At 41.0% G+C, this 25,924-nt stretch carries 24 protein-coding genes and 1 tRNA gene; 12 read left to right on the top strand and 13 right to left on the bottom strand.

The window, feature by feature from the left end:
- Position 1: 1 nt before the first annotated feature.
- On the bottom strand, positions 2–127 hold the full coding sequence (locus tag FCR06_RS04120) for a photosystem II protein Y (protein WP_138497586.1): 126 nt from the start codon (positions 125–127) through the stop codon (positions 2–4).
- 319 nt (positions 128–446) lie between these two features.
- Positions 447–974 (bottom strand): gamma carbonic anhydrase family protein, encoded by a 528-nt coding sequence (locus tag FCR06_RS04115; protein ID WP_138497585.1) that lies wholly within the window; start codon positions 972–974, stop codon positions 447–449.
- A 301-nt stretch (positions 975–1,275) separates the two neighbouring features.
- Between FCR06_RS04115 and FCR06_RS04110 the strand changes: the two genes are divergently transcribed.
- The 3 genes from FCR06_RS04110 to FCR06_RS04100 all read left to right on the top strand — a co-directional run bounded on the left by FCR06_RS04110 (position 1,276) and on the right by FCR06_RS04100 (position 5,455).
- A complete protein-coding gene (locus tag FCR06_RS04110) occupies positions 1,276–1,788 on the top strand; it encodes a TIGR02652 family protein (RefSeq protein ID WP_138497584.1) in 513 nt (170 codons plus the stop codon).
- Positions 1,789–1,945: 157 nt separating this feature from the next.
- Positions 1,946–2,374: a VOC family protein gene (locus FCR06_RS04105; RefSeq protein WP_138497583.1), complete on the top strand. Its 429-nt coding sequence runs from the start codon at positions 1,946–1,948 to the stop codon at positions 2,372–2,374.
- Positions 2,375–2,599: 225 nt separating this feature from the next.
- Positions 2,600–5,455 carry a M16 family metallopeptidase gene (locus tag FCR06_RS04100; RefSeq protein ID WP_138497582.1) on the top strand — a complete coding sequence of 952 codons (2,856 nt, stop codon included), beginning with the start codon at positions 2,600–2,602 and terminating at the stop codon, positions 5,453–5,455.
- A gap of 36 nt (positions 5,456–5,491) precedes the next feature.
- On the opposite strand, the gene FCR06_RS04095 is transcribed toward FCR06_RS04100, so the two are convergent.
- On the bottom strand, positions 5,492–6,298 hold the full coding sequence (locus FCR06_RS04095; RefSeq protein ID WP_138497581.1) for a tetratricopeptide repeat protein: 807 nt from the start codon (positions 6,296–6,298) through the stop codon (positions 5,492–5,494).
- A 160-nt stretch (positions 6,299–6,458) separates the two neighbouring features.
- The gene (ruvB, locus tag FCR06_RS04090) at positions 6,459–7,559 is read right to left on the bottom strand and encodes a Holliday junction branch migration DNA helicase RuvB (RefSeq protein ID WP_138497580.1); all 1,101 of its coding nucleotides are present in this window, start codon (positions 7,557–7,559) and stop codon (positions 6,459–6,461) included.
- Between the two features lie 182 nt (positions 7,560–7,741).
- Between ruvB and hisF the strand changes: the two genes are divergently transcribed.
- From hisF to FCR06_RS04075, 3 genes are all read left to right on the top strand, one after another.
- Entirely contained in the window at positions 7,742–8,515 is a 774-nt protein-coding gene (hisF, locus tag FCR06_RS04085) for an imidazole glycerol phosphate synthase subunit HisF (RefSeq protein WP_138497579.1), read from the top strand.
- A 99-nt stretch (positions 8,516–8,614) separates the two neighbouring features.
- Entirely contained in the window at positions 8,615–8,806 is a 192-nt protein-coding gene (locus tag FCR06_RS04080; RefSeq protein WP_073644843.1) for a hypothetical protein, read from the top strand.
- A gap of 93 nt (positions 8,807–8,899) precedes the next feature.
- Positions 8,900–8,972, top strand: a tRNA-Ala gene (locus FCR06_RS04075).
- 272 nt (positions 8,973–9,244) lie between these two features.
- Here the strand turns inward: FCR06_RS04075 and FCR06_RS04070 are convergent.
- A complete protein-coding gene (locus tag FCR06_RS04070; RefSeq protein ID WP_138497578.1) occupies positions 9,245–9,901 on the bottom strand; it encodes an NAD(P)H-binding protein in 657 nt (218 codons plus the stop codon).
- Between the two features lie 178 nt (positions 9,902–10,079).
- Between FCR06_RS04070 and FCR06_RS04065 the strand changes: the two genes are divergently transcribed.
- Positions 10,080–10,727: a DUF1997 domain-containing protein gene (locus FCR06_RS04065; RefSeq protein WP_138497577.1), complete on the top strand. Its 648-nt coding sequence runs from the start codon at positions 10,080–10,082 to the stop codon at positions 10,725–10,727.
- A 247-nt stretch (positions 10,728–10,974) separates the two neighbouring features.
- Here FCR06_RS04065 and FCR06_RS04060 read toward each other — a convergent pair whose 3' ends face one another.
- A complete protein-coding gene (locus tag FCR06_RS04060) occupies positions 10,975–11,445 on the bottom strand; it encodes a DUF4079 domain-containing protein (protein WP_138497576.1) in 471 nt (156 codons plus the stop codon).
- 207 nt (positions 11,446–11,652) lie between these two features.
- Between FCR06_RS04060 and FCR06_RS04055 the strand changes: the two genes are divergently transcribed.
- Entirely contained in the window at positions 11,653–12,936 is a 1,284-nt protein-coding gene (locus FCR06_RS04055; protein WP_138497575.1) for an ankyrin repeat domain-containing protein, read from the top strand.
- Positions 12,937–13,908: 972 nt separating this feature from the next.
- Here FCR06_RS04055 and FCR06_RS04050 read toward each other — a convergent pair.
- The gene (locus FCR06_RS04050) at positions 13,909–15,360 is read right to left on the bottom strand and encodes a hypothetical protein (RefSeq protein ID WP_138497574.1); all 1,452 of its coding nucleotides are present in this window, start codon (positions 15,358–15,360) and stop codon (positions 13,909–13,911) included.
- Positions 15,361–15,568: 208 nt separating this feature from the next.
- On the opposite strand from FCR06_RS04050, the gene FCR06_RS04045 reads away from it, so the two are divergent.
- Entirely contained in the window at positions 15,569–16,966 is a 1,398-nt protein-coding gene (locus FCR06_RS04045) for an amidase (protein ID WP_138497573.1), read from the top strand.
- 238 nt (positions 16,967–17,204) lie between these two features.
- Here the strand turns inward: FCR06_RS04045 and FCR06_RS04040 are convergent, their stop codons facing one another.
- From FCR06_RS04040 to FCR06_RS04030, 3 genes are all read right to left on the bottom strand, one after another.
- On the bottom strand, positions 17,205–17,741 hold the full coding sequence (locus FCR06_RS04040) for a GNAT family N-acetyltransferase (protein ID WP_138497572.1): 537 nt from the start codon (positions 17,739–17,741) through the stop codon (positions 17,205–17,207).
- 86 nt (positions 17,742–17,827) lie between these two features.
- Positions 17,828–18,634: an EndoU domain-containing protein gene (locus FCR06_RS04035; RefSeq protein WP_138497571.1), complete on the bottom strand. Its 807-nt coding sequence runs from the start codon at positions 18,632–18,634 to the stop codon at positions 17,828–17,830.
- 173 nt (positions 18,635–18,807) lie between these two features.
- Positions 18,808–19,674 (bottom strand): aldo/keto reductase, encoded by an 867-nt coding sequence (locus FCR06_RS04030; protein ID WP_138497847.1) that lies wholly within the window; start codon positions 19,672–19,674, stop codon positions 18,808–18,810.
- Between the two features lie 545 nt (positions 19,675–20,219).
- Between FCR06_RS04030 and FCR06_RS04025 the strand changes: the two genes are divergently transcribed.
- Positions 20,220–20,483, top strand: a complete 264-nt coding sequence (locus FCR06_RS04025; RefSeq protein ID WP_138497570.1) for a DUF3146 family protein — start codon at positions 20,220–20,222, stop codon at positions 20,481–20,483.
- A gap of 307 nt (positions 20,484–20,790) precedes the next feature.
- Here FCR06_RS04025 and FCR06_RS04020 read toward each other — a convergent pair whose 3' ends face one another.
- The 3 genes from FCR06_RS04020 to ntcA all read right to left on the bottom strand — a co-directional run bounded on the left by FCR06_RS04020 (position 20,791) and on the right by ntcA (position 23,791).
- Positions 20,791–21,234, bottom strand: coding sequence for a pre-16S rRNA-processing nuclease YqgF (locus FCR06_RS04020; RefSeq protein WP_138497569.1), 444 nt, complete (start codon positions 21,232–21,234; stop codon positions 20,791–20,793).
- 226 nt (positions 21,235–21,460) lie between these two features.
- Positions 21,461–22,951 carry a DUF3084 domain-containing protein gene (locus tag FCR06_RS04015; RefSeq protein WP_138497568.1) on the bottom strand — a complete coding sequence of 497 codons (1,491 nt, stop codon included), beginning with the start codon at positions 22,949–22,951 and terminating at the stop codon, positions 21,461–21,463.
- 168 nt (positions 22,952–23,119) lie between these two features.
- Positions 23,120–23,791 carry a global nitrogen regulator NtcA gene (ntcA, locus tag FCR06_RS04010; protein ID WP_138497567.1) on the bottom strand — a complete coding sequence of 224 codons (672 nt, stop codon included), beginning with the start codon at positions 23,789–23,791 and terminating at the stop codon, positions 23,120–23,122.
- Positions 23,792–24,170: 379 nt separating this feature from the next.
- Here ntcA and fabI point away from each other — a divergent pair, with 379 nt between their 5' ends.
- Both fabI and hisB read left to right on the top strand, forming a co-directional pair.
- Positions 24,171–24,947: an enoyl-ACP reductase FabI gene (gene fabI / locus FCR06_RS04005; protein ID WP_138497566.1), complete on the top strand. Its 777-nt coding sequence runs from the start codon at positions 24,171–24,173 to the stop codon at positions 24,945–24,947.
- 117 nt (positions 24,948–25,064) lie between these two features.
- Positions 25,065–25,700 (top strand): imidazoleglycerol-phosphate dehydratase HisB, encoded by a 636-nt coding sequence (gene hisB, locus FCR06_RS04000; protein WP_138497565.1) that lies wholly within the window; start codon positions 25,065–25,067, stop codon positions 25,698–25,700.
- Positions 25,701–25,924 lie beyond the last annotated feature (224 nt).

Here is a 25,924-nt window from a genome sequence, read left to right as displayed (position 1 = left end):
TTTAGGCTTCCCTATCTAAAAAGCCTTGAATTTGCCTTAAAGCCACAGCACCAATATTAAATACTGCCCAGCCAGCAGCAATAGCAACTGGTGCTAAAACGATAGCTAAACGGAAATCGATATCCATATCTAGAACCCCTCTTTTAAGTAGAAATTAAAGTTTTGTCAACTTCTCTCATTTTTATTTTTAGCTGAAGTGGGCAATTTTTCCCAATTGATATGTAAAGAATGTTTAAATTATTAATTAAAGGGCTAATGTTAAGTGTTGAGACCCAGTTGCTTCTATGGGGGAAAATACGCAACGCACTTGCTGTTTTTAAGTGAAGAGTTATTATTCTCTCCTCTGTTAACATTTTTCTCATCTTTGGGTTGGTGAGTTTTGACTAGGTAAAAATCGAGCGAAGTCGAGATTTAACTACCGCATAGTCGAATCACATCTCCCACTGCTAAGCCTTACCAAAGCCAATATCAGTACCTTTACCTGCATGAACTAAAGCTAACTTCTCGTAACGCTTAGCGTGTTCGATAAGTTCAGCGGCTTCAACTTCTGTTACTTGACGTTGTACTTTGCCAGGAATGCCGACTATCAAAGATAAGGGAGGTACATTTTTAGTTACCACTGCACCAGCGCCAATAATACTACCAGTACCCACTCGTACACCGTCTAAAATCACTGCCCCAATACCGATTAAACTTCCACGCTCAATGTAAGCCGAATGTACCACAGCACGATGCCCTATCGTCACATGATCTTCTATGATTGTGGGAAAACCAGGATCGCAATGTAAAATTGCCCCGTCCTGAATATTCGTGCATTCGCCAATTTCAATGCGTTCAACATCTCCCCTAACCACTGCTCCATACCAAATGCTCACTTTGGGTGCTATGTTTACCGAACCAATAACAACAGCATTGGCTGCAATGAAGGCAGCTTGAGAAAAATCGACAGATGTCCAGTAAGAAGCGGTAGACACGATAGAATATTAGTATGGTACCCAGGAACACTGGAGAAACTCCAACCTTTGAGGCTGGTTGCACAACCAGGATATCACAGCGTCAAGCCTCTAGATTCAGGAGTACTGAGTTGCTTAACGAAGTACCGATGAGTGTTGAGTTGAAGGAGAGTTCTTCATGCAAAACTTAAAACTCACGACCCAGGATTTATTTGTTGAGCTTGCAGTGAGTAAATATCCCAAAGTGGCGGAGCCGAAGTGTATAACCCAACCTACTAGTGTTTAGTGCTGGTAAAGACAAAATTATGTTTGTACGCACTTCATGATGAATCCAGGCTTGCAGTACCCAATATTTGGCCCTGAAATACAGTGTCCCCACTGTCGGCAGACTATTCCGGCGTTGACACTAACAGATACCTATTTATGTCCGCGTCATGGCGCTTTTGAAGCTAACCCGAAAAATGGAGAGCTAATCCATTTGCAATCAGGGCGTCATTGGCGGCGGTGGAATAATGAATGGTATAGACAGCATACTCATCCTGATGGTATCCGGTTTGAAATTCATGAAGCGTTAGACAAGCTGTATACCCAAGGCTATCGAGCAACACGAGTAATTATTGCTCGACGCTATCAGGAATTGATGAGTGGCTACTTAGAACGCAGTACACCTTGGCGGTCTGGACAGCCAGAAGCAACAGCTGCGCGATTGTACGGTTTACCTGTAGAGTTTAGTCCCGATCCTCCAGAAGATCCCTGCTGGGAAGTAATCAATTTTGACTTGGAAAAAGAACCTGGTGTCCCTGTGCGCTACCCTTATTTCAGGTTATTTGAGTAATGGTCATTGGTCATTTGTCACTTGTACTGAGCGAACCCGAAGTATTAGTCATTAGTGAATAACGAAGGACAAAGTATAAAGTTATGACCAGCCAAATCCCTCATCATAACTTTACAGCAAAGGACAACTGACAAATGACCAAGGACTGAGAACAAATATGCACCACGCTTCTATTCGGACAGCGAATATTCATCGAGCGATCGCTTTCTACGAACATTTAGGATTTACAATTTCAGAACGCTTCACTACAGGCTACACCTTAGCTTGCTGGATGGAAGGATTAGGTGGCAGAATTGAACTGATCCAAATCCCTGAACCAAAACCAGCCCCAGACGCATTTGCTGATGAGCATTATGTCGGATATTATCATCTTTCATTCGATTTAACTGAGATTGTGGCAGATTTACCTAGCTGGTTGACAAGTTTACAAGAACGTGTATTAAAAATAGAAGAATTACAACCATTAAAGGTGTTATTAGAACCAACACAACAGCAAATAGGCGATCGCATTTACGAAGTTGTTTTTATCGCCGATACTGACGGCTTACCTCTGGAATTTATTCGTGTTTTAGCAAAACTGCCATAATTTAACTTTTTAATAAATTTTATTGCTAATATATTCTTTTTCTTAATTGTTGCTGAACTGTAATAATCTACTTTGATTTTTAAAGTCTTAAGTTTTTTCAAAAATTAAATTGACACTAGTGAATATTACTGTACCCCTACACAAGATTTGGGTTGAAATAAATGAAAATAGTTTTAATTTACATATAAATAAAAATACAAGTTTTGCTTGCTAATAAAAATAATAATGCCCTCAACACTGACAGAAAACGTCTGCAAGACAGTACTGGAAAATGGTCTAATTGTCCTCACAAAGGAAGTGCATACTGCGCCTGTGGTAACGGTGCAAGTATGGTATAAAATAGGCTCGCGGAACGAGGAAGCGGGAGTAAATGGTATTGCTCATCAATTAGAACACATGATGTTTAAAGGCACAAAAAATCGTCCGATTCAATTTGGACGTTTGTTTAGTGCTTTAGGTAGTGATTCTAATGCTTTCACCAGCTATGACCAAACAGCATATTACGGGACTGTGGAACGAAGCAAACTCAAAGCACTTTTAGTGCTGGAAGCTGATAGAATGCAAAATTCCCAGATAGAAGCAGAACAACTAGCAAGTGAAAAGCGAGTAATAATTTCCGAACTCCAAGGTTACGAGAATAGCCCAGAATATCGCCTCAATCGCGCCGTAATGCAAGCAGTATTTCCCAATCATGCCTATGGATTACCTGTAGGTGGCACTACAGATGATGTCAAAAAATTTGAACTTGACCAAGTAGAAAAATATTACCGCAATTTCTACACTCCCAATAATGCTGTCTTAGTAATGGTTGGAGATTTTCAAACGGCAAATACTCTGGAAATTGTTAAAGAAGTATTTGGCAAATTACCAAATAGAGTCACAACTGAGGAGTTAGGAGTTAGGAAATGGGAAACTCGCTATCCTCAGGAAGTGGAGATTAAAAGCAATGCAAAGGTAAGGAGCAGAGGGCTTCAGGAGCAGAGCAGCACAGGAGAGAATAATAATTTTTTACTCAACAGTAAACAGTCAGCACAGGCTAAACGCGCTGCTACCCCTAACACTACTCCCATAGTATTACGAGAACCAGGAGTAGGGCACTTGTTGCAGGCGGTTTATCCGTTACCAGATATTAATCAACCGGATGTACCTGCACTGGATGTGATAGATTACATTTTGACTGAGGGACGGAATTCTCGTCTTTATCAAGCGTTGGTGGAATCAGGTTTAGCTCATGAAGTTACAGCATCCGTTACCAGTTTGCGGGAATTTGGCTGGTATGAGGTATTGGTGACGGCTGCATCTAAACAAAATTTAAAAAAAATTGACTCAGTGCTAAGCAGTGCGATCGCCAATGCAGCAAAAAAAGGTGTGACATTAGAGGAAGTGGAACGAGCCAAAACTCAGTTAACAGCAGATGTAATTTTGAGTAACCGTGATATCACTTCTCAAGCAATGCAATTGGGTCATGATGAAACTACTGCTGATGATTACCGCTATACAGACCGCTATTTAGCAGCTATCCGTTTGGTTACACCAATGGATGTTATGGCTGTAATTAACAAATACCTGACACCAGAAGCACGTACAGTAGGGTTTTTTGAACCAACCCAGAAGCAAACAACAGAACTTGGTAATAAACCAGATTTTACTCAAACGATGGAAAATTTCTCTGCTGTAGCACCTGTAGATGTTGCTGAAGTGGTGAAGTACTTACCAAGCGTGGATTTGGTAACAGATGCGTTGGTTGCTGTCATTGGCGTTAGCGAAGTGGTGGCGAGTCCTGGAGCATCAACCTCTCGTACAGAAAACATTGCCCAGATATTACCACAGCAATTCAAATTGAACAACGGACTGCGGCTATTGATGTTACCCGATCCTAGCACTCCTACTGTTACTCTGAGTGGCTACATTCAAGCTGGGACGGAATTCGATTCAGATGAGAAAGCCGGACTAGCTGCTTTTGTCGCAGAAAATTTGCTTAGTGGTACAAAAACTAAAAATGTCTTAACAATCGCCAAAACCTTGGGAGAACGAGGTGCATGTCTAGATTTTCAAGCCTACCCAGAAGGTGTGCAGATTGAAGGTGATAGCTTAGCACCAGACTTGTCAATACTGATTGAAATTTTGGCAGATGTTCTTAAAAATAGTACATTTCCCGTCAAAGAATTAGAACTGCATCGCCAACAAACTCTAACCGATTTGCAAATAGAATTAGATGAACCATCACAAGTAGCTAGAAGAATACTTGTTCAGTCAATTTACCCAAAAAAACATCCCCTAAACTCCTTTCCTACAGAAGAAAGTTTACAGCGAATTAAACGCCAGGATGCGATAGATTTTAAAGCTAAACATTATCGTCCTGACACAACAGTGCTAGTAGTAGTGGGAGATTTTGAGTTAGAGTCAGTGCGATCGCTCATTGAAGCCAACTTTGCTGACTGGCAAGTTAGCAATCAAGCACCGACATTAAAATATCCTACAGTGTCATTGCCAGAGAAAATAGTCAGTGTCAGCCGAGTCTTAGCAGGTAAAGCTCAAGCTGTAACTTGTATGGGTTACACAGGTATTAACCGTTACGATCCTCGATTTTACGCAGTTCTAGTGCTGAACCAGATTTTGGGAGGCGATACCCTATCTAGTAGACTGGGAACAGAAGTGCGCGATCGCCAAGGTTTGAGCTATGGAATTTATAGCTACTTTCAAGCTGGAAAAAATGCCGGGACATTTTTGATTGAGATGCAAACTAGTGCTGAAGATAACACCAAAGCGATCGCCAGTACCCGCCAAATATTACAGCAAATCCGTCAACAAGGCGTCACTCAGCTAGAAGTAGAAACAGCTAAACGCACCCTCATCGGTAACTACAATGTTTCCTTGGCAAACCCAGAGGAATTAACAGATACAATTTTGATGAATGAAGTCTACGGACTAAATAGAGTTGAATTATACTCCTTAACTCAAAAAATCCAGAAAGTCACCCTTGAGGAAGTCAATCAAGCAGCTAGGGAGTTAGTCCATCCAGATAAAATCGTAATCGTTACTGCTGGCCCTGCTGTGTTGGCAAAGCAAAGTATTAGCTAATCTAGTCTTGTTGAGATGACTTTCGCTATAACTTGCCTACTGGAGTTTTAGAAACTTATCTAAAGCCACTACCATACTCGCAGGCCAACGACGGATATTTGTTACCCAGTTGATGTCCTTATAACGGTTATCGAGTCCATAAGCAGCCACCCAGTTACTTTCAGCTTCCCCTTGCTTTCCATTTACCCAGTAAGCAGCGGTGAGAGCAGCACGCATATCAGCAAATTTGGGATATTTGCGGACTATATTTTGCATTTCCCGGATTGCTTGGTCGATTTGACCAGTTTCATAAAGGGCGAGGGCATAGTTAGCACGAGCAAAAGCAAAATTCGGAGCTATCTGATTAGATTTTTTATAATCAGCGATCGCCAAATCCCATTTTCCTGAACCAGCTTTGGCATTACCGCGATTATTATATGCCATCGCATCGTTAGGATCTAATTCTAGGACATGATTATAATCTGTGATCGCTTCTTGCCATTTTCCCAACCCTTCCAACGCAGCACCGCGATTCAAATAAGGATCGGTGGCATTTGGAGCAAGTTCTATGGCTTTGTTGTAATCTCCCAGCGCCGCTTGTAATTTGTTCTGACTCACCCGCGAATTTCCTCGGTTACTCCACGCCCCCGCATTCGTGGGAAATTGCTCAATAATCTTTGTCCAGTAAGTTTCGGCCGTGGCAAAATCACCCTTATTTGTAGCGACAAAAGCCTGATTTGCCCACTCATCACCTTGTTTTAATTGCTCTGGACTAAAGTTTGGCAATTGAGATTGTGCCATCACTGGTGTACCCCAGCCAAATACAAGTAACAAACTGAGAAAAATACCAATCAACTTCATCATCTGGGTTTACCGTAAGTGAGTGGGGAGTGGGGAAATAAGGAGGTAGGGGGAGAATAACTTTTAGTTGTTAACTCCTGATTTGAGCAACAGAAGGTCTTTGGTGAGGCTCAACAGTCAACACTCAACAATCAGCACTCCCTCTTTGCCCAATTTTCCCTAATTACAATAACGACAATTGTTCGCTAGGCGGCGTAAATCCTAAATGCTTGTATGCTGCTTTTGTCGCCATCCTCCCACGTGGAGTCCTAGTTAAATAGCCAATTTGCATCAGGTAAGGTTCGTATACCTCTTCAATTGTTTGGGTATCTTCACCTGTTGCAGCTGCCATTGTTTCTAATCCCACTGGGCCACCGTTAAATTGTTCAATAATTACACTGAGCATCTGCCGATCTGTCCAATCTAAGCCACACGGGTCTACTTGGAATAGTTGCAATGCCTCCGATGCAACACTTTCAGTAATTTCTCCAGATAATTTTACTTGTGCATAATCACGTACTCGTTTAAGTAATCTATTAGCAATTCGTGGTGTTCCACGCGAGCGCCGCGCTATTTCTGCTGCACCATCTTCTGTAACGGGGGTTTTAAGTAATTCAGCGCTTCGCAGTACAATTTTACTCAGTTCATCAACTTCATAAAATCGCAGCTTCTGAACTAAGCCAAAGCGATCGCGCAGTGGTGAAGTTAAAGCACCTACCCTGGTTGTAGCTCCTACTAAGGTAAACTTTGACAACGGCAAACTTCTAATCCGAGCGCTTGAACCCTTACCAATAGTAATATCTAACCGATAATCTTCCATCGCCGGATAGAGAATTTCTTCTGTCATCCGCGAGAGGCGATGAATTTCGTCCACGAATAAGATATCCCCTGGTTTCATGTTGACCAGTAGCCCGACAATATCTCGGGGACGTTCCAGCGCTGGGGCACTGGTAATTTTGTAATTTACCTCCATTTCCGATGCTAAAATCATTGCCATTGTGGTTTTACCCAATCCTGGCGGTCCATATAGCAGCAAGTGATCCAGCACTTCACCACGAGACTTAGCTGCTTTGATGGCAATGTCTAGTACATCCTTTAAATCTTTTTGCCCAATGTAATCGGCAAATCGCTGCGGTCGAATACTTTCTTCCTGTCTGTCTTGTTCATCAATAGCAGCTTCAGCTTGCAAAATATTGTTCGTGGATGCTGCTTTCGCCGATTCCCGACGCTGTTTTGGTTCTCCATTGGGTTCTGGAGGCTGTTTTTTCGAGGAGATTATCGCCATAATTCAGCTATCTACTTTTTAGGGGACTGGGTGGAGGAGCAGGGGGAGCAGGGGAAGCAGGGGGAGAAATAACCAATGCACAATGCCCCATACTCTATATCTGTGAAAATTTTCGTTTGTGCATACCCGCGCCAATTTAAAATTTAAATTCCGGCCAATTACCTAGAAGTACAAAAATTACTATGTTATCTAAAAGAATCTTACCGTGCTTAGATGTGAAGGCGGGGCGGGTTGTAAAAGGAGTTAATTTTGTCAACTTGCAAGATGCAGGCGATCCGGTAGAACTAGCAAAGGTTTACAACCAAGCCGGTGCCGATGAGTTAGTATTTCTGGATATTACAGCCACTCATGAAGACCGAGGTATTATCTTAGATGTTGTTTACCGCACTGCTGAACAAGTCTTCATTCCATTGACAGTAGGTGGCGGTATCCAATCCTTAGAAAATGTTAAAGCTTTGTTACGAGCTGGGGCAGACAAGGTTAGTATTAATTCTGCGGCAGTACGCGAACCAGACTTAATTAATCGGGCAAGCGATCGCTTCGGGAATCAATGTATAGTTGTTGCTATTGATGCTAGACGCAGAGTCAGCCCGAAAAATCCGGGTTGGGATGTATATGTACGTGGTGGCAGGGAAAATACAGGCTTAGATGCTCTACTGTGGGCAGAAGAAGTTGAAAAACGGGGGGCCGGAGAACTACTAATTACAAGTATGGATGCTGATGGAACCCAAGCTGGATATGACCTAGAGTTAACACGGGCAATCGCAGAAGCTGTAGAAATTCCAGTTATTGCTTCTGGCGGGGCGGGTAATTGCCAGCATATATACGAAGCTTTAACAGAAGGCAAAGCTGAAGCAGCATTACTGGCATCGCTCTTACATTACGGTCAATTAAGTGTCGCCCAAATCAAAAATTATTTGTCTGATCGGCATCTACCTGTACGCTTGTGTTCCTAATTCATTGTTTATGAATTCATCGCATCTATCTTAGGTTAGACACACTTAATCAAAAGGATGTTAAGATTGGTTTACATGTATTAATAAATATTAATAAATATGTTGCTTCCTATTTTACTTTTTGATGTTGCCTTAGTGGCATGGTCGCTGCACCTAATGGAAAGAGCCTACGAGAATAAGGAATTCTCTCTGATGCTGGCTGGTACATTGGTTGCTTTGGCGGCTGCTGCTATGTTAGTAGTCTACTTTTTAATGGGTCACTGTATGACCTATTTGTTGCAAGTGTCCTAAAAGGGGCTAAATAATATGAGAGATAATTTAAGTCTCTTAGCAAAAGCTTGACAAAGCAGCGAGAAATAGGTTAATGTGTGGAACGCATTGTAAGGGGTTATAGCTCAGTTGGTAGAGCACCTCAATGGCATTGAGGGGGTCAGCGGTTCGAATCCGCTTAGCTCCATTTTTGAGAAATATTCGTTGTGTGTTTAAATTTTGGTGACAACAAGTATTTGTTGCCTAAAGTCATTTACATCGCCAAAAAACTTGGGTTATATCCAGTCAAAATATCCTGGATTATATCACGCTCTATAACACACGTATTTTTTATTTAATTCTCAGGATATAAGAATTATGAAAAGCGATCACTGTTTTGTCTAAAAGCGATCGCTTTAACTGTAATTTACACTACTCCCTACTCTTGGCAAAGTGAAAGTTAAGATGTGCAGATTGCGATCAACACTGTTGAAATAGCTCTGCAAAAGTTTTTGAGGCGGCTTGTGGCTTGGCAACAATTTCGACAACTTTATTACGTGCAGCTGGTTCTAACAGTGCCTCGACGCTAACTTGGGCAACTTTTTGCCGAGGAATGCTACCGTCAAACAGGGTATCGGCACCCTGCATCACAATCAAGTCACTATTATCTTCGTTCTTTAATCCACCAGGTCGGACAATTGTATAGGTAAGACCACTTTTCTGGATGTATTCTTCAGCTTGCTTTTTCCACACCAAAATCAGCCAAAACAAGTTAAGTGGATGGAACAACTGGGACGTACACAAAGAAGAAACAAAAACAAACTGCCCAATTCCCTTTGCTTTAGCAGCATCAACTAAATTTTTCGTACCTTCAAAATCTACTTTATAGGGGCCAGTAGGGTCAAAGCTAGGTTTTGCTCCAGTAGCAACCAACACAACTGTGCTATCTCCTAACGCAGCAACCAAAGTTTCTGGTTGTAACACGTCGCCTACTACCAATTCGGCTTCAGGAGACACAATACCCTTAGCTTTTTCTATATCCCGGACTAAGGCTCGGACAGGAATATTCCGCGCTACCAATTCTTGCACTATTCGGCGACCTGTTTCACCCGTTGCCCCTGCTACAAATGCTTTCATAAGAAATGCTATCCTGGGAAACTATTGTGTGCTTGTTTAGTTCTTTATTTTAGTGATTCTATGGACTTGATGGCAGATTATTGAGGTTTCTGTCAAAATAGGATATTTGTGCGAAACGACTCAAGTCAGCGGGGAATTATTAATATAGACAAACGCCAAAGATATACCTAATGCATTTATGCTTTTAAGAAACGGCGAGTATCAATCCTTAGAAATAGAAGCGGACGACACATTAACCCCAGCAAATGTAGCGACGCTAACAAAGTTTTACGGTCGTTATCAAGACTGTATGGAAATGTTTGCCCCAGCCGTGAAGGTTGCTGAGTATCTCAATTCTCACAGTTCATGGTTTTCGCGCTGCGCTGAACCGATGAAGGTGCAACCGTTGGGAGAAAATGGCTATGCTCTAGTAATTGGTCGTTTTGGTTCTTTTGGTTACGAAGTAGAACCGAAAATTGGTTTGGAATTATTACCTCCAGAGGAAGGTATTTACCGCATCCGCACAATTCCCATTCCCGACTACCACCCGCCTGGTTATGACGTAGATTATCGGGCATCTCTCAAGTTAATAGAAAATGTAGCAAGTGATGTTTCTACTGATATAGGAGAGGTTACAACAGTTGAATGGGAGTTAGATTTAATAGTTTATTTACACTTTCCCAGATTTATTGAGCGATTACCCAAATCTTTAATTCAATCTACAGGCGATCGCTTACTTAATCAAATTGTTCGCCAAGTCTCCCGCCGCTTAACTCGCAAAGTCCAACAAGATTTTCATAAATTTTTGCAAATACCCTTTCCTCTTGATTCTAAAAAAAAGCGCTGAGTTAACAGTTCTTTGTCCTTTGTCATTTGTTGATGACAAAGAACAAAGCGCGAAGTCTGTAGACGCTTCTGCGGCTTCTTGCAGTGTGCGCCGACTTCCGGCGTAGACGCCCAAAGGGCGGCTTGCCGGAGGCATCAGTTAGCGAAGCGTTAGCGACGCAGCGAAAAGTCGGAGCGGCGGCTTTTGCCCATCTGAACTTTTCAAGACAGAATCGTCACTTTGTAACAAAAGACAAATAACTACTGAACTATGCTTGAGTGAGAAGTTTTTGGACAATTTGTACCCCAGTGAGAGCCTGCCAAGCAAAAAGTCCTAAAAGCGTGAAATTCAGCACAATGTGAGTTGCACGTGCCCAATTTGCTCCTTTTTGCATATAGGGAGACATAGCCGCAGAAAATGCAATTAGAATCATCATCCCCAATCCTGCTAGTAGGTGAGGTCCTACAAACAACTTGCCATTATTGATGTAAGTGACAGCCATCGCTGCAATTGCACCTGTCACCATAAAAGCTAGGATTATAGACCCTATTTGGTAATGTTTGATGTTATATCTACCTTTTATCAGCTCTTTCTTTTCTTCCCCCTGAGCATTTCTAGTACGCTGTACTTGCAACCCTAAATAGGCAGCATAAATTGAGAGTGCTAGTAGCGCCCACATAATCACCGGATGAATGAAGTTCAGCCAATATTTTACCGACGGAGAAAGTTCCAGACTCATCGTGTCCTCGTCCAATTATTAAAGAAATCTTCATAAAAATTAGCATAACTCTATTTTCTGTAGTTGAAGTTGCACAAATTGAAGAAGAAGTGAGAGTGCAATTGATTAGAGTTGAGCAGAAAATCGAGACAGTCGTTTGGACATATTTTGGCTTAAGCTGAATTTTGAGGATAGACGAATCAAACTTCCCTGTGTGGGATCTGATCGATGACTGAAAACAACGACAGTTTGCTACTGAAGGCTGCTAAAAGTGGGGATATCAAGGGGCTATGTGCGCTACTGGCTGCTGGTGCGAGGGTAGACGCCTGCGATCGCCAAGGCACTACGGCATTAATGTTTGCTGCCAATCTAGGCTACACAGAAATTGTGCGATCGCTGCTTGATGCTGGGGCAAATATCAATTTGAAAAGAAAACTTTATGGTTTGACAGCTTTGATGTTAGCAGCTAGCGCCAAACAGCTTGACATTGTGCAACTTTTAGTATCCAAAGGTGCTGATGTCAATGCCATTAATGAAGATGGCAGCACAGCTTTAATGGCAGCAGTACTCAAAGGTAATCTGGATGTAGTAAGAGTTTTATTGGCTGGCGGTGCAAAGGTGGACATCGCTGACAAAGATGATGATACGGCTTTGAAGCTGGCAGTTAAGCACGCACACCTAGAAGTTATCAAAGCAATCCTCCAAACCAATGTAGATGTCAACGTCTTAGATGAGGAAGGTGAAACATCCTTGATGTTAGCGGCTGACTTGGGACATTTAGAAGTTGTCCAAGCACTGTTGGCGGCAGGTGGTGATGTGAGGGTGAAAAACGCCGATGGTACAACTGCGTTGTCGGTGGCGGTAGCAGCAGGGTATAGTGCGATCGCATCTGCTTTACTAGATCGAGGTGCCGAGATTAATCTTCAAGATCGAGATGGTGAAACTGCCTTACACCTTGCCGTTGTCGAAGGCTACGTTGATGTGGTGCAAGTCTTACTCAACAAGGGTGCAGATGTCCAAATTAGAAACCACCTGGGTGATACCCCATTGCTGGTAGCAGCGTTACAGGGACACAGCCAAATTGTCGAAGCACTGCTGCGTTCTGGAGGAAATATCAATGGCAAAAACCTCGGTGAAGTACCTTTGACGCTGGCTGCATCACAAGGGCACAGCCAAACAGTGAAAGTACTGCTAGATTATGGTGCTGATGCCAATATTTCAGCAGATGATGGCAAAAGTGCTTTGATTAAGGCAACCGAACGCCGGCACGCACAGGTGATACAAATGCTTTTAGCAAAGGGAGCAGATGTGAATTTTCAAGACTCAGCGCGAGCAACAGCATTGATGTGGGCTGGTTCGGCGGGTTATGGAGAGATTGTGCGGTTATTAGTCCAAGCTGGAGCAGATGTAAATTTGAAAAACTGCGGCGGTTACACTGCTTTGATGATTGCAGAATTTAATGGTTATCAAAATGTAGTGCGAAGTCTGCAAAAGGCTGGAGCACAAGAGTAAGCTGATGCACTTTTAAGTTGCATAGTTCAATCGCTCGTTGTGAACGCAACTTAGTATGAGTTCTGATAACTGACGAGTTTATTCTCTTTTGATAAAAAAATGTTACAAACATCTTGACAAACTATTAAATCAAAGTTATTTACTTAAATACCAACAAGGTTTACAAGAACTAAAGTTGGAGTTAATTAATTTATTGCGTTTGGCTAAAGCGTGAAAGCTTATTCAAGGGTAGCCGCTCTCATGCTACCTATAAACTAAGAAATAAATGTCTAGATTTATTTAGCATTTATATAGCAGAAACTAAAGAAAGCAAAAATCCGTCGCAGCTGTTGTGAGCTTGCTGCAACGGATGAAGGAAAAATTAAAACGCCAAGATGGAGCAGGGAAAATGCTTGCGCCATAAGGATAGAAAGTGAGCAAAAATGAAGAAGGAAATTTACCTTAATAATTTTGTACCTTTTACCTTATACCTTTTACCCAATCTCCCCCTCGGCGTTTCCTACTGTGCTAGATGTGCAAAATATATAGTTTTTATTTGAAAAGAAAAGTATTATAAAGCTCATTTTTGATGTATAATATTACACGTTAAATACAAACAAGTTATCAAAAAAGCCTAATCTACCAGTGTTTGAGCGATCGCTACGTAAAGTACCACAGAAAATAAATAAAATATTAAATTTAGTAGAATCACTGTATTTAATTCTCAATCGTTAGTCATTCGATGAGTATCGAAATTCCGAACTAGCAACTACCTAGCTTGAAAAATAAAGTAAAAGCTGACACTTTTGGCTGCGGCGAGCTGCGCCAACAAAGCAAACCTAGCAAAAGACTTTTTGCAAAATCTAAAATTTTCTGAAGTAGGTAGGCACAAATAAGCCTAACCACGTAAAGAGAGATGAATAAGGTTCAAACCTTTTTGCCTTCTGCCTTATGCCAAGGAGAAATTTTGCCGCTCGTCTACTTAGTTTTAAATTATTTAATAGCAGCATAGTTAGCTTTATAAATAGGAAGCGTTTCTTTAGCTTGTATAGAGACAGAGCTATTCTCTGGAATAGCTTCTAGTATATTAATTGCTTGCTTCCATTTATTTTTTGCTTGCTGGCGAATTCTTAGTGAATAAGGCGAATTTTGTACAAATAAAGTTGCTTCTATTGCTAGTTTTTGGGCTTGTTTGAAGTTAGTGACTGCTTTTTTTTCAGTTAAGACTCTTTGGCTGATAGCATTATAGTTAATTCGATAATCAGCTAATTTATTTTTTGCTTGCTGATCAACTGATGTTTGAGCGGGAATATTATCTAATAAGTAGATTGCCTGATACCATTTAGTTTCTGCTTCTAGCCAGACTGGGAGAGAATGTGGCGGTTTTTGAACAAGAGAAGCAGCCTGCATAGCGAGTTGTTGAGCAGATTGAAAATTAGCGATCGCTTTTTGCTCTTGAGTTAAGCTTATACTTTGTAATTGCGAGTTTTGGTCTTGCCTTTGCGAAAAATTAAAACTAAATAATAAAATTGAGATTAAAATAAAAACTGAACCTGCTATTTCTTGTATAAAAAAAGTTGTTAAATTTTCTAACCATTTATGAATAATTATTTTTTTAGTACTTTGCTGTTCAATCTTTTTCAGAGCATTTTCTGCTTGTTCCCTTAAAATGTCAGCCTGGATAATTAAAGTAGCAATTTGCTCTTTAAAAATATCACAATCATTCAAAATATAAGTCAATTCTTGAACTTTGCCATCACTTGAGATAATTAGTTCATGGTCATCATCTAGCCACTCTAAAGTAAATCCAGATTTTCCACAAAAAGCGGAAACTCCTAATAATATATCTAATAAACTATGACTATTTTTTATAGCATTATAAATATCATTTATTTTTTGTTGTAATTGTAATAATTCTTTTTGATAATTGCTGATTTTTTGAAGTTGACACTGCAAATTATTATAGTTGTCAATTAAGTTAATTTGTAAGTTTTCAGCAATTGCTTTAAATCTATTTGGCAAACTAAGATGCTGGCTATCAAAATTAAGTTGATTCACCAACTGAACATCACTGAGAATATCAGCAGCTAAAGCTTGTAAAAAATAACCCCATTCAATCCAAACTTCAATTTTTTTTTGTAAATCAGTTAATGAAAGTTTAGTTTCTAAATTACCAAAGTTTGCAGCTATACCTAGATTTACTAATTCAATATTTGGCATAAATAAACTAGTGACTGTACCAGTTCGAGGAAGTGTAACAGACGAACTTTTGATATTGTTAAAATTTAACTCTTGAGCAATTAACTTTTGAATATTCTTGAGTTGTTCGTGAGCATTATTTATTGGAATAATTTGTTGCATGATTTCACGAGAATTGCCAATAGTCAGCTTCAGACTTTGAATCAATTTTGGTAGTTCATTAACAAGTAATTCTAAGTTAGCCATAAATACCCCTTAGGGATTTTTCGAAAATATCTGCCAAACAATTAGAATGACTGGAGTAAGAACATAACCCCGCCTATTGCATCTGAACATCCTAAATGAATGACAAATTTCAAGAACTATAGAATTTATAGTTCCCGAAAATCCTACTAAAGTAACAATTTCAGTTTAAAAGTCCCAGACAAAGGCAAAATTACCAATTCACTAACGTATGAATGAAGTTGATTTAGCATTTACTCCAGCACTAGAGTTAGCGCAATTAATCCGTCGCCAGGAAGTATCACCGCTAGAGTTGGTAGAAATATATTTAGAACGGATTGAGCGGTTGAATCCCCAATTAGGAAGTTATTTTACAGTCACGGCGGAAATGGCGATCGCAGATGCCAAAGCCAAAACAGAATTACTGACAACTACCTTAGAACTACCGCCATTTTTCGGTGTGCCAATTTCGATTAAAGACCTGAATTCTGTAGTAGGTGTTACGTGTACCTATGGAAATCCGGCATTAATCAATAATATCGCTAACTATGATGATGGAGTTGTAACACGAATTAAACAAGCTGGTTTTACTATTCTCGGAAAAACAGCCACTTCTGAATTAGGTTCATTCCCTTACAGCGAACCTACGGGTTTTCCCCCAGCCAGAAATCCTTGGAATTTAGAATACACTGCTGGCGGTTCCAGTGGTGGTGCGGCGGCGGGGGTAGCAGCAGGATTATGCACCATCGCTCAAGGTTCTGATGGTGGCGGTTCGATTCGCGGTCCTGCGGCTTGTTGTGGTTTAGTGGGACTCAAACCATCGCGGGGTAGGGTGAGTAAAGCACCCGTCGGCGAACGCCTCGCCGGAATTGCCACCAACGGCCCAATAGCTAGGACTGTAGCTGATGCTGCTGCGCTTCTGGATACCATATCTGGCTATGTTACAGGCGATCCTTACTGGTTACCAGATCCCGAAACATCATTTCTCGCCGCCAGCCAAACAAAACCTGGCGCTTTGCGAATAGCTTTTGACACTAGCATTTTTCCTTTGGGAGAAGCTGACGCCAACTGTCAGCAAGGTGTGCGAGAAACAGTCGAGTTGTTAGAACAACTCGGTTATCAAGTTGAACAGAAATCTCCAGATTTTAGCGGTTTGGTTGAACCATTTCAAATTGTCTGGCAAGCTGGGGTAGCGGCGTCTGGACTTCCAGTTGAAGCCTTGCAGCCGCTGAATCGCTGGCTATTTGCTCGCACAGGTTCTGTGGCTGAATATCTACAAGCAGTTGCCAAAATGCAAGTAGTGGCACGGCAAATTGTAGCGTTTTTCGATACCGTAGATGTGCTGGTATTGCCAGTTTATTTACATTCACCCATCCGGGTTGGAGAATGGGCAAATTTGAGTCCAGAAGAAACATTCCAAAATATTATTCGATGGGTTGCCCCTTGTCCGCCAGCAAATGCAACTGGACAACCAGCGATCGCAATTCCTGTAGGATTTGATAGTAAGGGTTTACCCATCAGTGTGCAGCTAATTGGCAAGCCAACAGCTGAAGCTACACTCATCAGCCTAGCAGCACAAATAGAAGCGGCTAAACCTTGGATTCACCATCGTCCAGCCTTGGTAATATAAAGCAGCTTCCCAACAGGCAGCAATCCCTCAATGCTGCCCAGTTATTTGCCTAAGCAGTTAACTACCAGCAGCAGCAGTTCGACCAGGCACTAACTCCTTATCAACAAGTCTTAGCTATTGATCCCAAATACAAAATAGTACTAGTATACTATTCACTTGATGCTATAGATAAATCGGAAACACTGAGTATGTGTACTTAACTCAATCTCAAACTACTTTAAAAATAGACAGATAGCTGCTATTTCTTCCACTCGCGATCAAGGATAGCGTAAAGAAAATTGTCGTACCATTTACCTTTAATTAACTCTTTTTCTTGCAGATGACCTTCACGACGCATACCAATTTTTTCTAGTACCTTAAAAGAAGCGATATTTTCTGCAACACACCAAGACCAAATACGATGCATTTGTAATTCTTCAAAGCCGAACTTTAAAATGGCCTCTGCTGCTTCTGTTGCATAACCTTGTCCCCAATACTCAGGGTTTAGTTCATAACCGATGTTTGCTTCTCTCAGTTCTAAGTCGTTAACACGGATACCACAATTACCAATGAGTTGATTTTCTTGTTTGAGAATAACAGCTAACTGAAACTTTGTTCGTGGCAGCTCTTTTTGTTGATTAATAAACATTTGAACAAACTCACAGGTATCTTTCTGTGTACGATGCATCCAGTTACTATAAAGCAAATATAAAGGGTCAGATTGATAAGCAAAAATTGCTTGCAAATCTGCCTCGACAAACTCACGTATTAGCAAGTGGCTTGTTTCTAATTTCATTTCTTTTTTTATCTGCTTAGCACAGGCTATTAATAAATATTAAAAGAGGAAATTATTTGCTTAATTTTTATGATCCTCTTCAATCTCTAATCTCCCGTTGGACTTATACATTTTGCACCTTGAGGAGTAGCGTCAGGATAATAGGTCATAATTGCTTTTTCTTCTCTGATAAAAACTGTAGGAAAGGATTTACCAGTTTGGCGATCGCGTACATCATAAATACACGTTCCCTCATTGTTTCCTTGAAGTTTAAATATTTTGGTGGCATCTAAAAGTATTTCTTCAGCATTACTAAGATAGCCATAGCCTTTGATAACATCTGTGACTGTATGATTTTTTTGCTTAATCACTACACCCATAGTATAAATAATCCCAGGAATAACTTCCTCTCGCCCTTGATTATTTGGTAGACGTCCTCCTATACCGTCATTTTGTAACTGTAAATATCTGTCATAAAAATGTAAGCCACCAATATCATTAGCATTATAGATTTCGCCGCAAAATATATGTTCAAAACCGTGACGTTTGAACCAAATATTAGTTAAATCTTCAATAAATTGTGCTTTATTCTTACGCCCCTGACGCAGCTCACCGCCGCTAGCTTGTTGAACTTTTTGTAACACATTTGGATAAAAAGATAATAATTTTTGAAAATTGTTAGCACTTACTCTTGTACCAATGGTTCCACAAATTTTTAATACAGATTCGTCAAAAGAATTTAGCTGCGGTGGTGGTGGTGTAATATCGACTTTTTGTCCTAAAGGAAAATGAACAGTAACTGGATTATCTACATTATCAAAAAATGGTAGAAGCTTGGTAGTTGGCTGTGGTTGTGCCTCTACTGGATTTTGGTAGTAAAAGAGGGAAAGTAGTAGAAAAAATACTTTCACCATCTGCTTTAACCTATTGATTATAGAAATTGGTTGCATAAATTTTAGTTTAATTACTGGAATGATAGTGCCATGCCAAGTTTAATTTAATGGATAGTCTACTTGATAAAAAACCCGATTTATTAAAAAACCGGGTTAATAAACTATTTTATAAGTATGTTTATTTGGAATATTGATTAAGTTGCCTGATCAATTTTTTGCACTTCTTCATCAGATAGTTTTACATTGATAGCTTTTGCTGAATCTTCAATGCTGGAAATTTTACTAGCGCCAGGAATAGGCAAAATAGCAGGCGACTTTGAACGCAACCACGCCAAAACAATATTATACACTGATACGCCTTTTTCTTTAGCTAACTGAGCGATCGCTGGGATATCTTCCAAGTCCTGATGACGACGCTTACCGCCAAAGGGACTCCAAGGTAAAAAGGTCAATCCTTGCTGTTCGCAATACTCCAATACGCCGTCAATTTCTGGCTGTCGTTCCCAAGGACTGTATTGATTCTGTACTGAGACAATATCTACCACATCCTGCGCCCGCTTAATTTGTTCAACCGAGAAGTTAGAAACTCCTACAAACCGAATCAAACCTGCTTCTACTGCTTCTTTGACTGCTGTAAGGGATTCTTTAATAGTGTAATTATTATCTGGGGAATGGTACTGCCAGACATCAATAGGTTTAGCGCCACCCAAAGCTTCAAAGCTGACTCTAATTGTTTGACGCAAGTGTTCTGGGTTACCATTGCGTGTCCAGTTACCATCGGGACGCATTAAACCGCCTTTAGTTGCGACAATCACTTGGCTAATATCGCCTTTGTAACTAGCAAGTGCCTTGTGAATTAGCCGCTCGTTGTGATGCTTATCTGACTCATCTTTGCAGTACGAGTCAGCAGTGTCAATAAAAGTAATACCAACATCTAAGGCACGATGAATCACTTGGATTGATTCTGATTCGGGAGGGCGATTAGAGATTGACATTGGCATACCACCCAAACCGATCGCACCCACAAAGATACCAGTTTTTCCTAGCTGTTTGGTTTCCATGCTTTTAGTCATAGCTTTCTGCCCCCAATTATGAATCAGCTAGTCACAGATTTTGTAGCGATTCATCAGAAATCCTCCCTAGTACTTAGACTCGAGAATAAGTAATAAAAAAACTACGACAAAATACTTACTCAATATTTAACTATTATATACACATTTACCGATGAAAATTGTAGAGGAAACCCGTACTATCTTGCAGCTAAAGCATTGACCTCTTAGGAAATAACGAATAAAAATATCCCCTTGCTCATACTAAACAGTCAACAGGAGCCAGTGTGTTGGGCGGCTCTGCCGACAGTCAAGCAAGTGGCTCTCATCAGTCAGCAACTTCAAGTGATTGTTTTTATTTCTTGGAGTTCCTTTAGGTTATTAAATCCGCCTGGATAATAGCTGCAACTTCCCGATCCTCAGTCTTGCGGATGATTAACATTACCTCCTCAACTACAAATACCTATTTTGTCAGTTTGTCTATTTCAGATATGTTTGGTAAATAAAATAAATAGCCGACAAAATTGGCTGTTATTCTACACTTGACATAAAGCATTGTGAGTGCCAAACGTTTGCCAGAAACCATTGCCCATGTCAAAATTACCCGCCAATCCTGGCAACACGGCTTCCTTGAAGGTGAAGTGAGTGCAGGTGAGTTTGAGTGGCATTTCCAGTGGCATTTTCGTAGGGGAGAACTTGCCGTCAAGCCTTCCCAAGGTCGCGCTTTAATCAAAGAACCCCTCGGTCGATTTTTAGAGAAACAGGATTATCAGTTAGAGCCTGGAGGAGACTATGCTTTTACTATTCGGGCAGAATTCTAAGAGTTAGCAGCCATTAAATTTTGGATTTTAGATTTTGCACATCACCAGCGTCAGCTTTTGGCACAGACGCTGGGTCGGCTTGTCGTCAGATATTGTTAGCGTAGCTCTGTTCAACGCAGGGCAAAGTCACCATCTGTACTCCTTAAGAGTAGGTAACAGAGGCTTCCGACACTAGAACACAAGAGGGTGTCACACAAAAGACTCGGCTAAGCTGCGCTATCAGATTGAAACTTTGTCACAGAGGAGCATCACTTTCCAAGACAGATTTGAGATTTAAAATTTATCCTTAAATCCAAAATTTAAGATTTTAAATTTTGGATTCAGTGAGGCGATTTAAGTATCTTTCGATTAACAGAATGGCAACAATGTCATCTATCGGTCTTGGAGGCTGTCGCATTCCCTGTGGCAGTAGTTTTATAAGCCCTTTGGGTGGATACATTTGCCAATAGCGATCGCGTGCTTCTAAGCTTGTGTAACGCTCATCTACTAAAATGATATTCAGCGGTTCTGGTAATTCTTGAGATATTTGCTGTTTCCACTGATTAGCTGTAGTTTGGTTGCCCATCACCATCAAGGAAATGGGAAATCTCTGACATAGTGTCTCAATGCTAACTATCGCCTCTTTTGCCAGCACAACTTGATGATAATGTAGTTGCCTATCCAGCCCCATCACCGCTAAACCACACTTATCTCGACCTGGATCAAAACCCAAAATCGCTGGCTGTGTCGGTAAAAATTCACGGAAAGTCATAAGTAATTTAAAATTAACAAGAAAAAATTTAGAACTCAGGAGCTATAATTCAGGGAATTCTGTGCGACTGGTGAAGCAGTGCGTCTATAGCGGTAGTCCAAATTTACCAGACGCTACCTGAACGGAGAACCAAAAGGGGTAGCTGTTAATGGTGACTTTTTGCTGAATCTTCCACTAATTGTATTCTGACTTCTAACTCCTGAATTCTATAGTTGTGAATTCTTTTTTAAGTACTAAAAATAATTTGTCCGTTGGCTACTGCAACTAATTTCACTCTCAAAGGGCCGGCCGTATAAGTGTCCTCTGCGGCGATCGCTTTAATTTCCAATGCTTGATTGTACTGCCTTAATTGGGTGACAAAACGCAGAAAAGTGCCATCTATCTGCACATTTTCGACAATTCCGGCGTTACGCGCACGAAATTGGGAAGCAGAAATCAGTAGTTCCAATCGCTGTTGTAACTGATAGGATGTCATGGTTCTGGGGTCAGCAGTAGTTGTGGCTAGCTGAGTGCCTCCAGAAAAAACTAGTTCATTGCGAGCTATATCAGTAAAAAATTCTATTTGCTTTTCTCCTCTAACGTAATTACCCGCAGAGAAAATTCGCACTACGTAGTCTCTACCATCCTCAATTTGCTTGCTCAATTGCTCAACTCTCTCTTGAGTCACGCGCACAAGCTCTACATTTGCAGAATTTGTCCCAGGTTCACTTAATTCTAGATTGGCATTGCGATTAGCTTGTTGTAAAAGTTGTACCACCGCCTCACGAGCCGCAGCAGGTTGGGTAACCCGAACGACACCAGCAGCCAAAACTTGACCGCGAACCAAGGCCAGTTTACCCAGACGCAGGTCTTGGTAAGACTGATAATATTTTTCTAACCTTGCAACTTCTTGTTCTAGTTGCTCCTGTTGTCCTTCCAATTCTTTGAGGCGAGATTCCCGTTTAGCAATCACTTGTTCTCGAACTGTAATTTCTAGATTACGCTTTTGAATCAATTGATCGAGTTGGGCTATTTTGCGATCGCGCTGTTCTATGGCTTCTTGGCGGTTAGCAAGTTCTTGATCACGTTTTTGTATAGCTGTTTTGGCTTCATCAATCGCTTTTTTGGCCTCAGCATACAGTCGCTGACGTTCTGTCTTTAGTAGTTCAACTGCTGCCTGTAGTTCCTTTCTCTGATTGTAAACGCTTTGCAGTTCTGCTATAGCTTTTTGGTACTGACTGACAACTTGATCTAGTTGCCCTTGAGTGCGTTGAAGTTGAGTTTGAGTTTGAGCTTGTTGGCTAATGGTGCGGTTGAGCTGGGCCTGGGTTTCTCTTTGCTTGGCATTCACTGCCTGCAAAGATTGATTAATTGCTTGCAAGTCTTGTTGTGCCTTTGCTTGGGCAATTCTTGCTTGATTTAGCTCACTCTCTACCTGACTTTTCTGGGTTTCTGCGGTTTTTAGCTGTTCCCGCTTTTGCCTGAGGTCTGTTTGAATATCTTCTAACTCAAATACTCCCTGCCGTAATTTATCATCGGCAGTGAATAAAATCCCTAAGGTTGATGCTGAAATCAGGCCACCAGTAAAGATAGTTACTAGTACTGCGGTATTTTTGGGACGAAGGTTAAAAAGTGAGAGGCGCGCTTTACCAACCCGTGTGCCGATGCGATCGCCCACGGTTGCAATTACGCCTCCCAAAATTAAAATTGCTGCGATGAGGATGTATCCGGTGGTCATGTTTAGCTACCGAAATCCTTCCAGATACAGCCTACTACTTTTAACCATTGTCTGTGGAGAAGTGGAGGTTGGCAATAGCTGAAATTACTCAATTTTAGATTTTCCTTTAGCTATTAGTGCGACCTTGAAAAACACAACACGCGCCGACTCCGCTAACTCCAATTGTTTTTATGTGAACTGCCTACTTAAAGTAACGGGTTTATGCACAGTAATCTTCTTCTTGTGGATAGAAATCATCTTCTTTTCACGCAAATCACCAAGTAACCTAGTAACTGTAACACGAGTCGAACCAATTGCCTCAGCGATCGCTTGATGAGACAATTTCAAATCAATTGTGATTCCATCTGCACAGGGAACTCCAAAATCACGACAAAGAATTAATAAAAAACTCACTAACCTAGAACCCATGTCTCGGTGAGCAAGAGTTTCAATCATCATCTCTGTTTGTAAAATTCGCGAAGACAGACCCCGCAACATTAACATTGATAATTCTGGATTTTCCTTTAGTGCTTGCTCGACTTGTTCGATTGGTGCCGACAGTAATTCCACAGGCGTAAATGCAACCGCATGGTAAAACCTATCCGATTTATTTCCTGTCAGCAATGACAATACACCAAAAACACTATTTTCCCGCAGCAGTGCTACCGTTATTTCCTCTCCTGCCTCGTACACCCTGGAAAGTTTAACAGCACCTTTTAAAAGAAAATAAACTCGTTCGGCAGGATCGCCAGGAAAAAAGATCGTTTTATTGCGTTCAAACGTTTCCACAACTGGTGGAAACGCCCCGGTCGCCATCTGACGAAAAACATTTGCTAGGGCTTTATCTTGTGCCACGATCATCTCCCTTCCCCTACCCAATGCCGGAAAAACAAAAACTGATTACCTAAGAATACACCTGAAAATTCAATAAAGCACCGTCAATCTTTCTGTACTTTCCTATACTTCAACTAATTGCTTCCTAGCTCTTTGTTTATAATGATACATAATTGTCGATCTATTCAGTTATAAATTATTGATAAACGCTTCCAATTAGCTGTATTAAAAAGTTTTTTTAATAATAGATAAAGACAGTTTGAGAATATCTTTAGAAAAAATCAAGAATTTTATGATCATAAACATCCCGATCAATAATTCATTTTTGCAAATCCTGTGTAAAACAAAGACAAAGTAGCCTCAGATTCTAGTATGCTCCTAATCATTGATCGCATTAACAATTTCTATGCTGAATCTGACTGGAAAAAATGCTCTGGTTACAGGTATTGCTAATAACCGCTCCATCGCCTGGGGCATTGCCCAACAACTACACAAAGCTGGAGCAAATCTCGGAATTACCTACATGCCCGATGAACGCGGCAAAATGGAGACAAAAGTTGCCGAATTAGTACAACCCCTGAACCCCAGCTTATTTATTCCTTGTAATGTCCAAAATGACGAACAAATTCAATCTACTTTCAAGACAGTACATGATAAGTGGGGAAAGCTAGACATCTTGATTCATTGTCTTGCTTTTGCCAACAAAGAAGATTTGAGTGGAGATTTTAGCCAAACTTCTCGTTCTGGCTTCAAAACTGCTTTAGAGATTAGTACTTACTCGCTAGTGCAGTTAAGCGGTGCAGCTAAACCATTAATGACACAGGGAGGTAGTATCGTCACTCTGACATATTTAGGTGGTGTCAGGGCAATTCCTAACTATAACGTTATGGGAGTTGCCAAAGCGGGGTTAGAAATGAGTGTGCGTTACCTGGCCGCTGAATTAGGGCCCCAAAATATCCGCGTTAATGCCATCTCCGCAGGTCCCATCCGCACTTTGGCATCTTCAGCAGTCGGTGGAATTTTAGATATGATTCATCATGTAGAGCAAGTAGCTCCCTTACGACGTACAGTCACTCAGCTTGAAGTTGGCAACACTGCAGCTTTTTTGTGTAGTGATTTGTCTAGCGGCATTACCGGACAAGTTCTGTATGTAGATGCAGGATATGAAATTATGGGAATGTAATTAGGGACTGGGGATTAGGTACTGGGTATTAAAAAAATTGAGTCTTTAATCCCCAGTTCTTATTGCCCAGTCCCCAGTCCCTAGTCCTTAGTCCCCATTCTCCATTCCCCAATCCTTATGCAAATTACCAAAGTTAATTCAAACTCCGATCAGTTAACTAGAACCCCTCGGATTGCCACTGTTCATCGCATTACTGGAGAAACTGATGTCCAAATCACTATCAACCTTGATGGCACAGGAAAATGCACAGCAGCAACAGGTATTCCGTTCTTGGATCATATGTTGCATCAAATAGCTTCCCACGGGTTGATTGACTTAGATGTCCAAGCTAGGGGAGACTGGGAAATTGACGACCACCACACCAACGAAGATGTAGGCATTACCTTAGGACAAGCTCTCAACCAAGCATTAGGTGACAAAAAAGGCATTGTCCGCTTTGGTAATTTCCTTGCCCCATTGGATGAAGCTTTAGTTCAGATAGCGCTGGACTTTTCCGGTCGCCCTCACCTGAGCTACGGTTTACAAATTCCTACTCAGCGGGTGGGAACTTATGACACCCAACTGGTACGCGAATTCTTTGTGGGATTGGTGAACCATAGCCAAATGACACTACACATTCGGCAACTGGATGGCATTAATTCTCATCATATTATTGAGGCAACATTTAAAGCCTTTGCAAGGGCAACACGCTTAGCAGTGGAAATCGATCCTCGTCGTGCTGGTTTAATTCCCAGTTCTAAAGGCGTTTTATGAGAGCAGTCAAATGCGCTATAAGGTATTGGGCATGAGGCATGGGTCAAAGAGGGAGTGTGATAAGGATAGGAAGGTTTTTTAATTTTCCTACACTCCCGCAATCTCCCCACTCCCTTATCTGTGACATCTCCCTGGTCTCCAGCCCCCTGTTTGGGATAATTATCAAACTAGGTAGTGATTATTATCAGTCTACCGGGTAACTTGTAATTAATATCAAGCTGCTA

This window comes from Nostoc sp. PA-18-2419 (assembly GCF_005869855.1).
Taxonomy (GTDB): Bacteria; Cyanobacteriota; Cyanobacteriia; order Cyanobacteriales; family Nostocaceae; genus Nostoc.
Note: the sequence above shows the minus strand (reverse complement) of the source record. Positions and strands in the feature narration are given on the sequence as shown.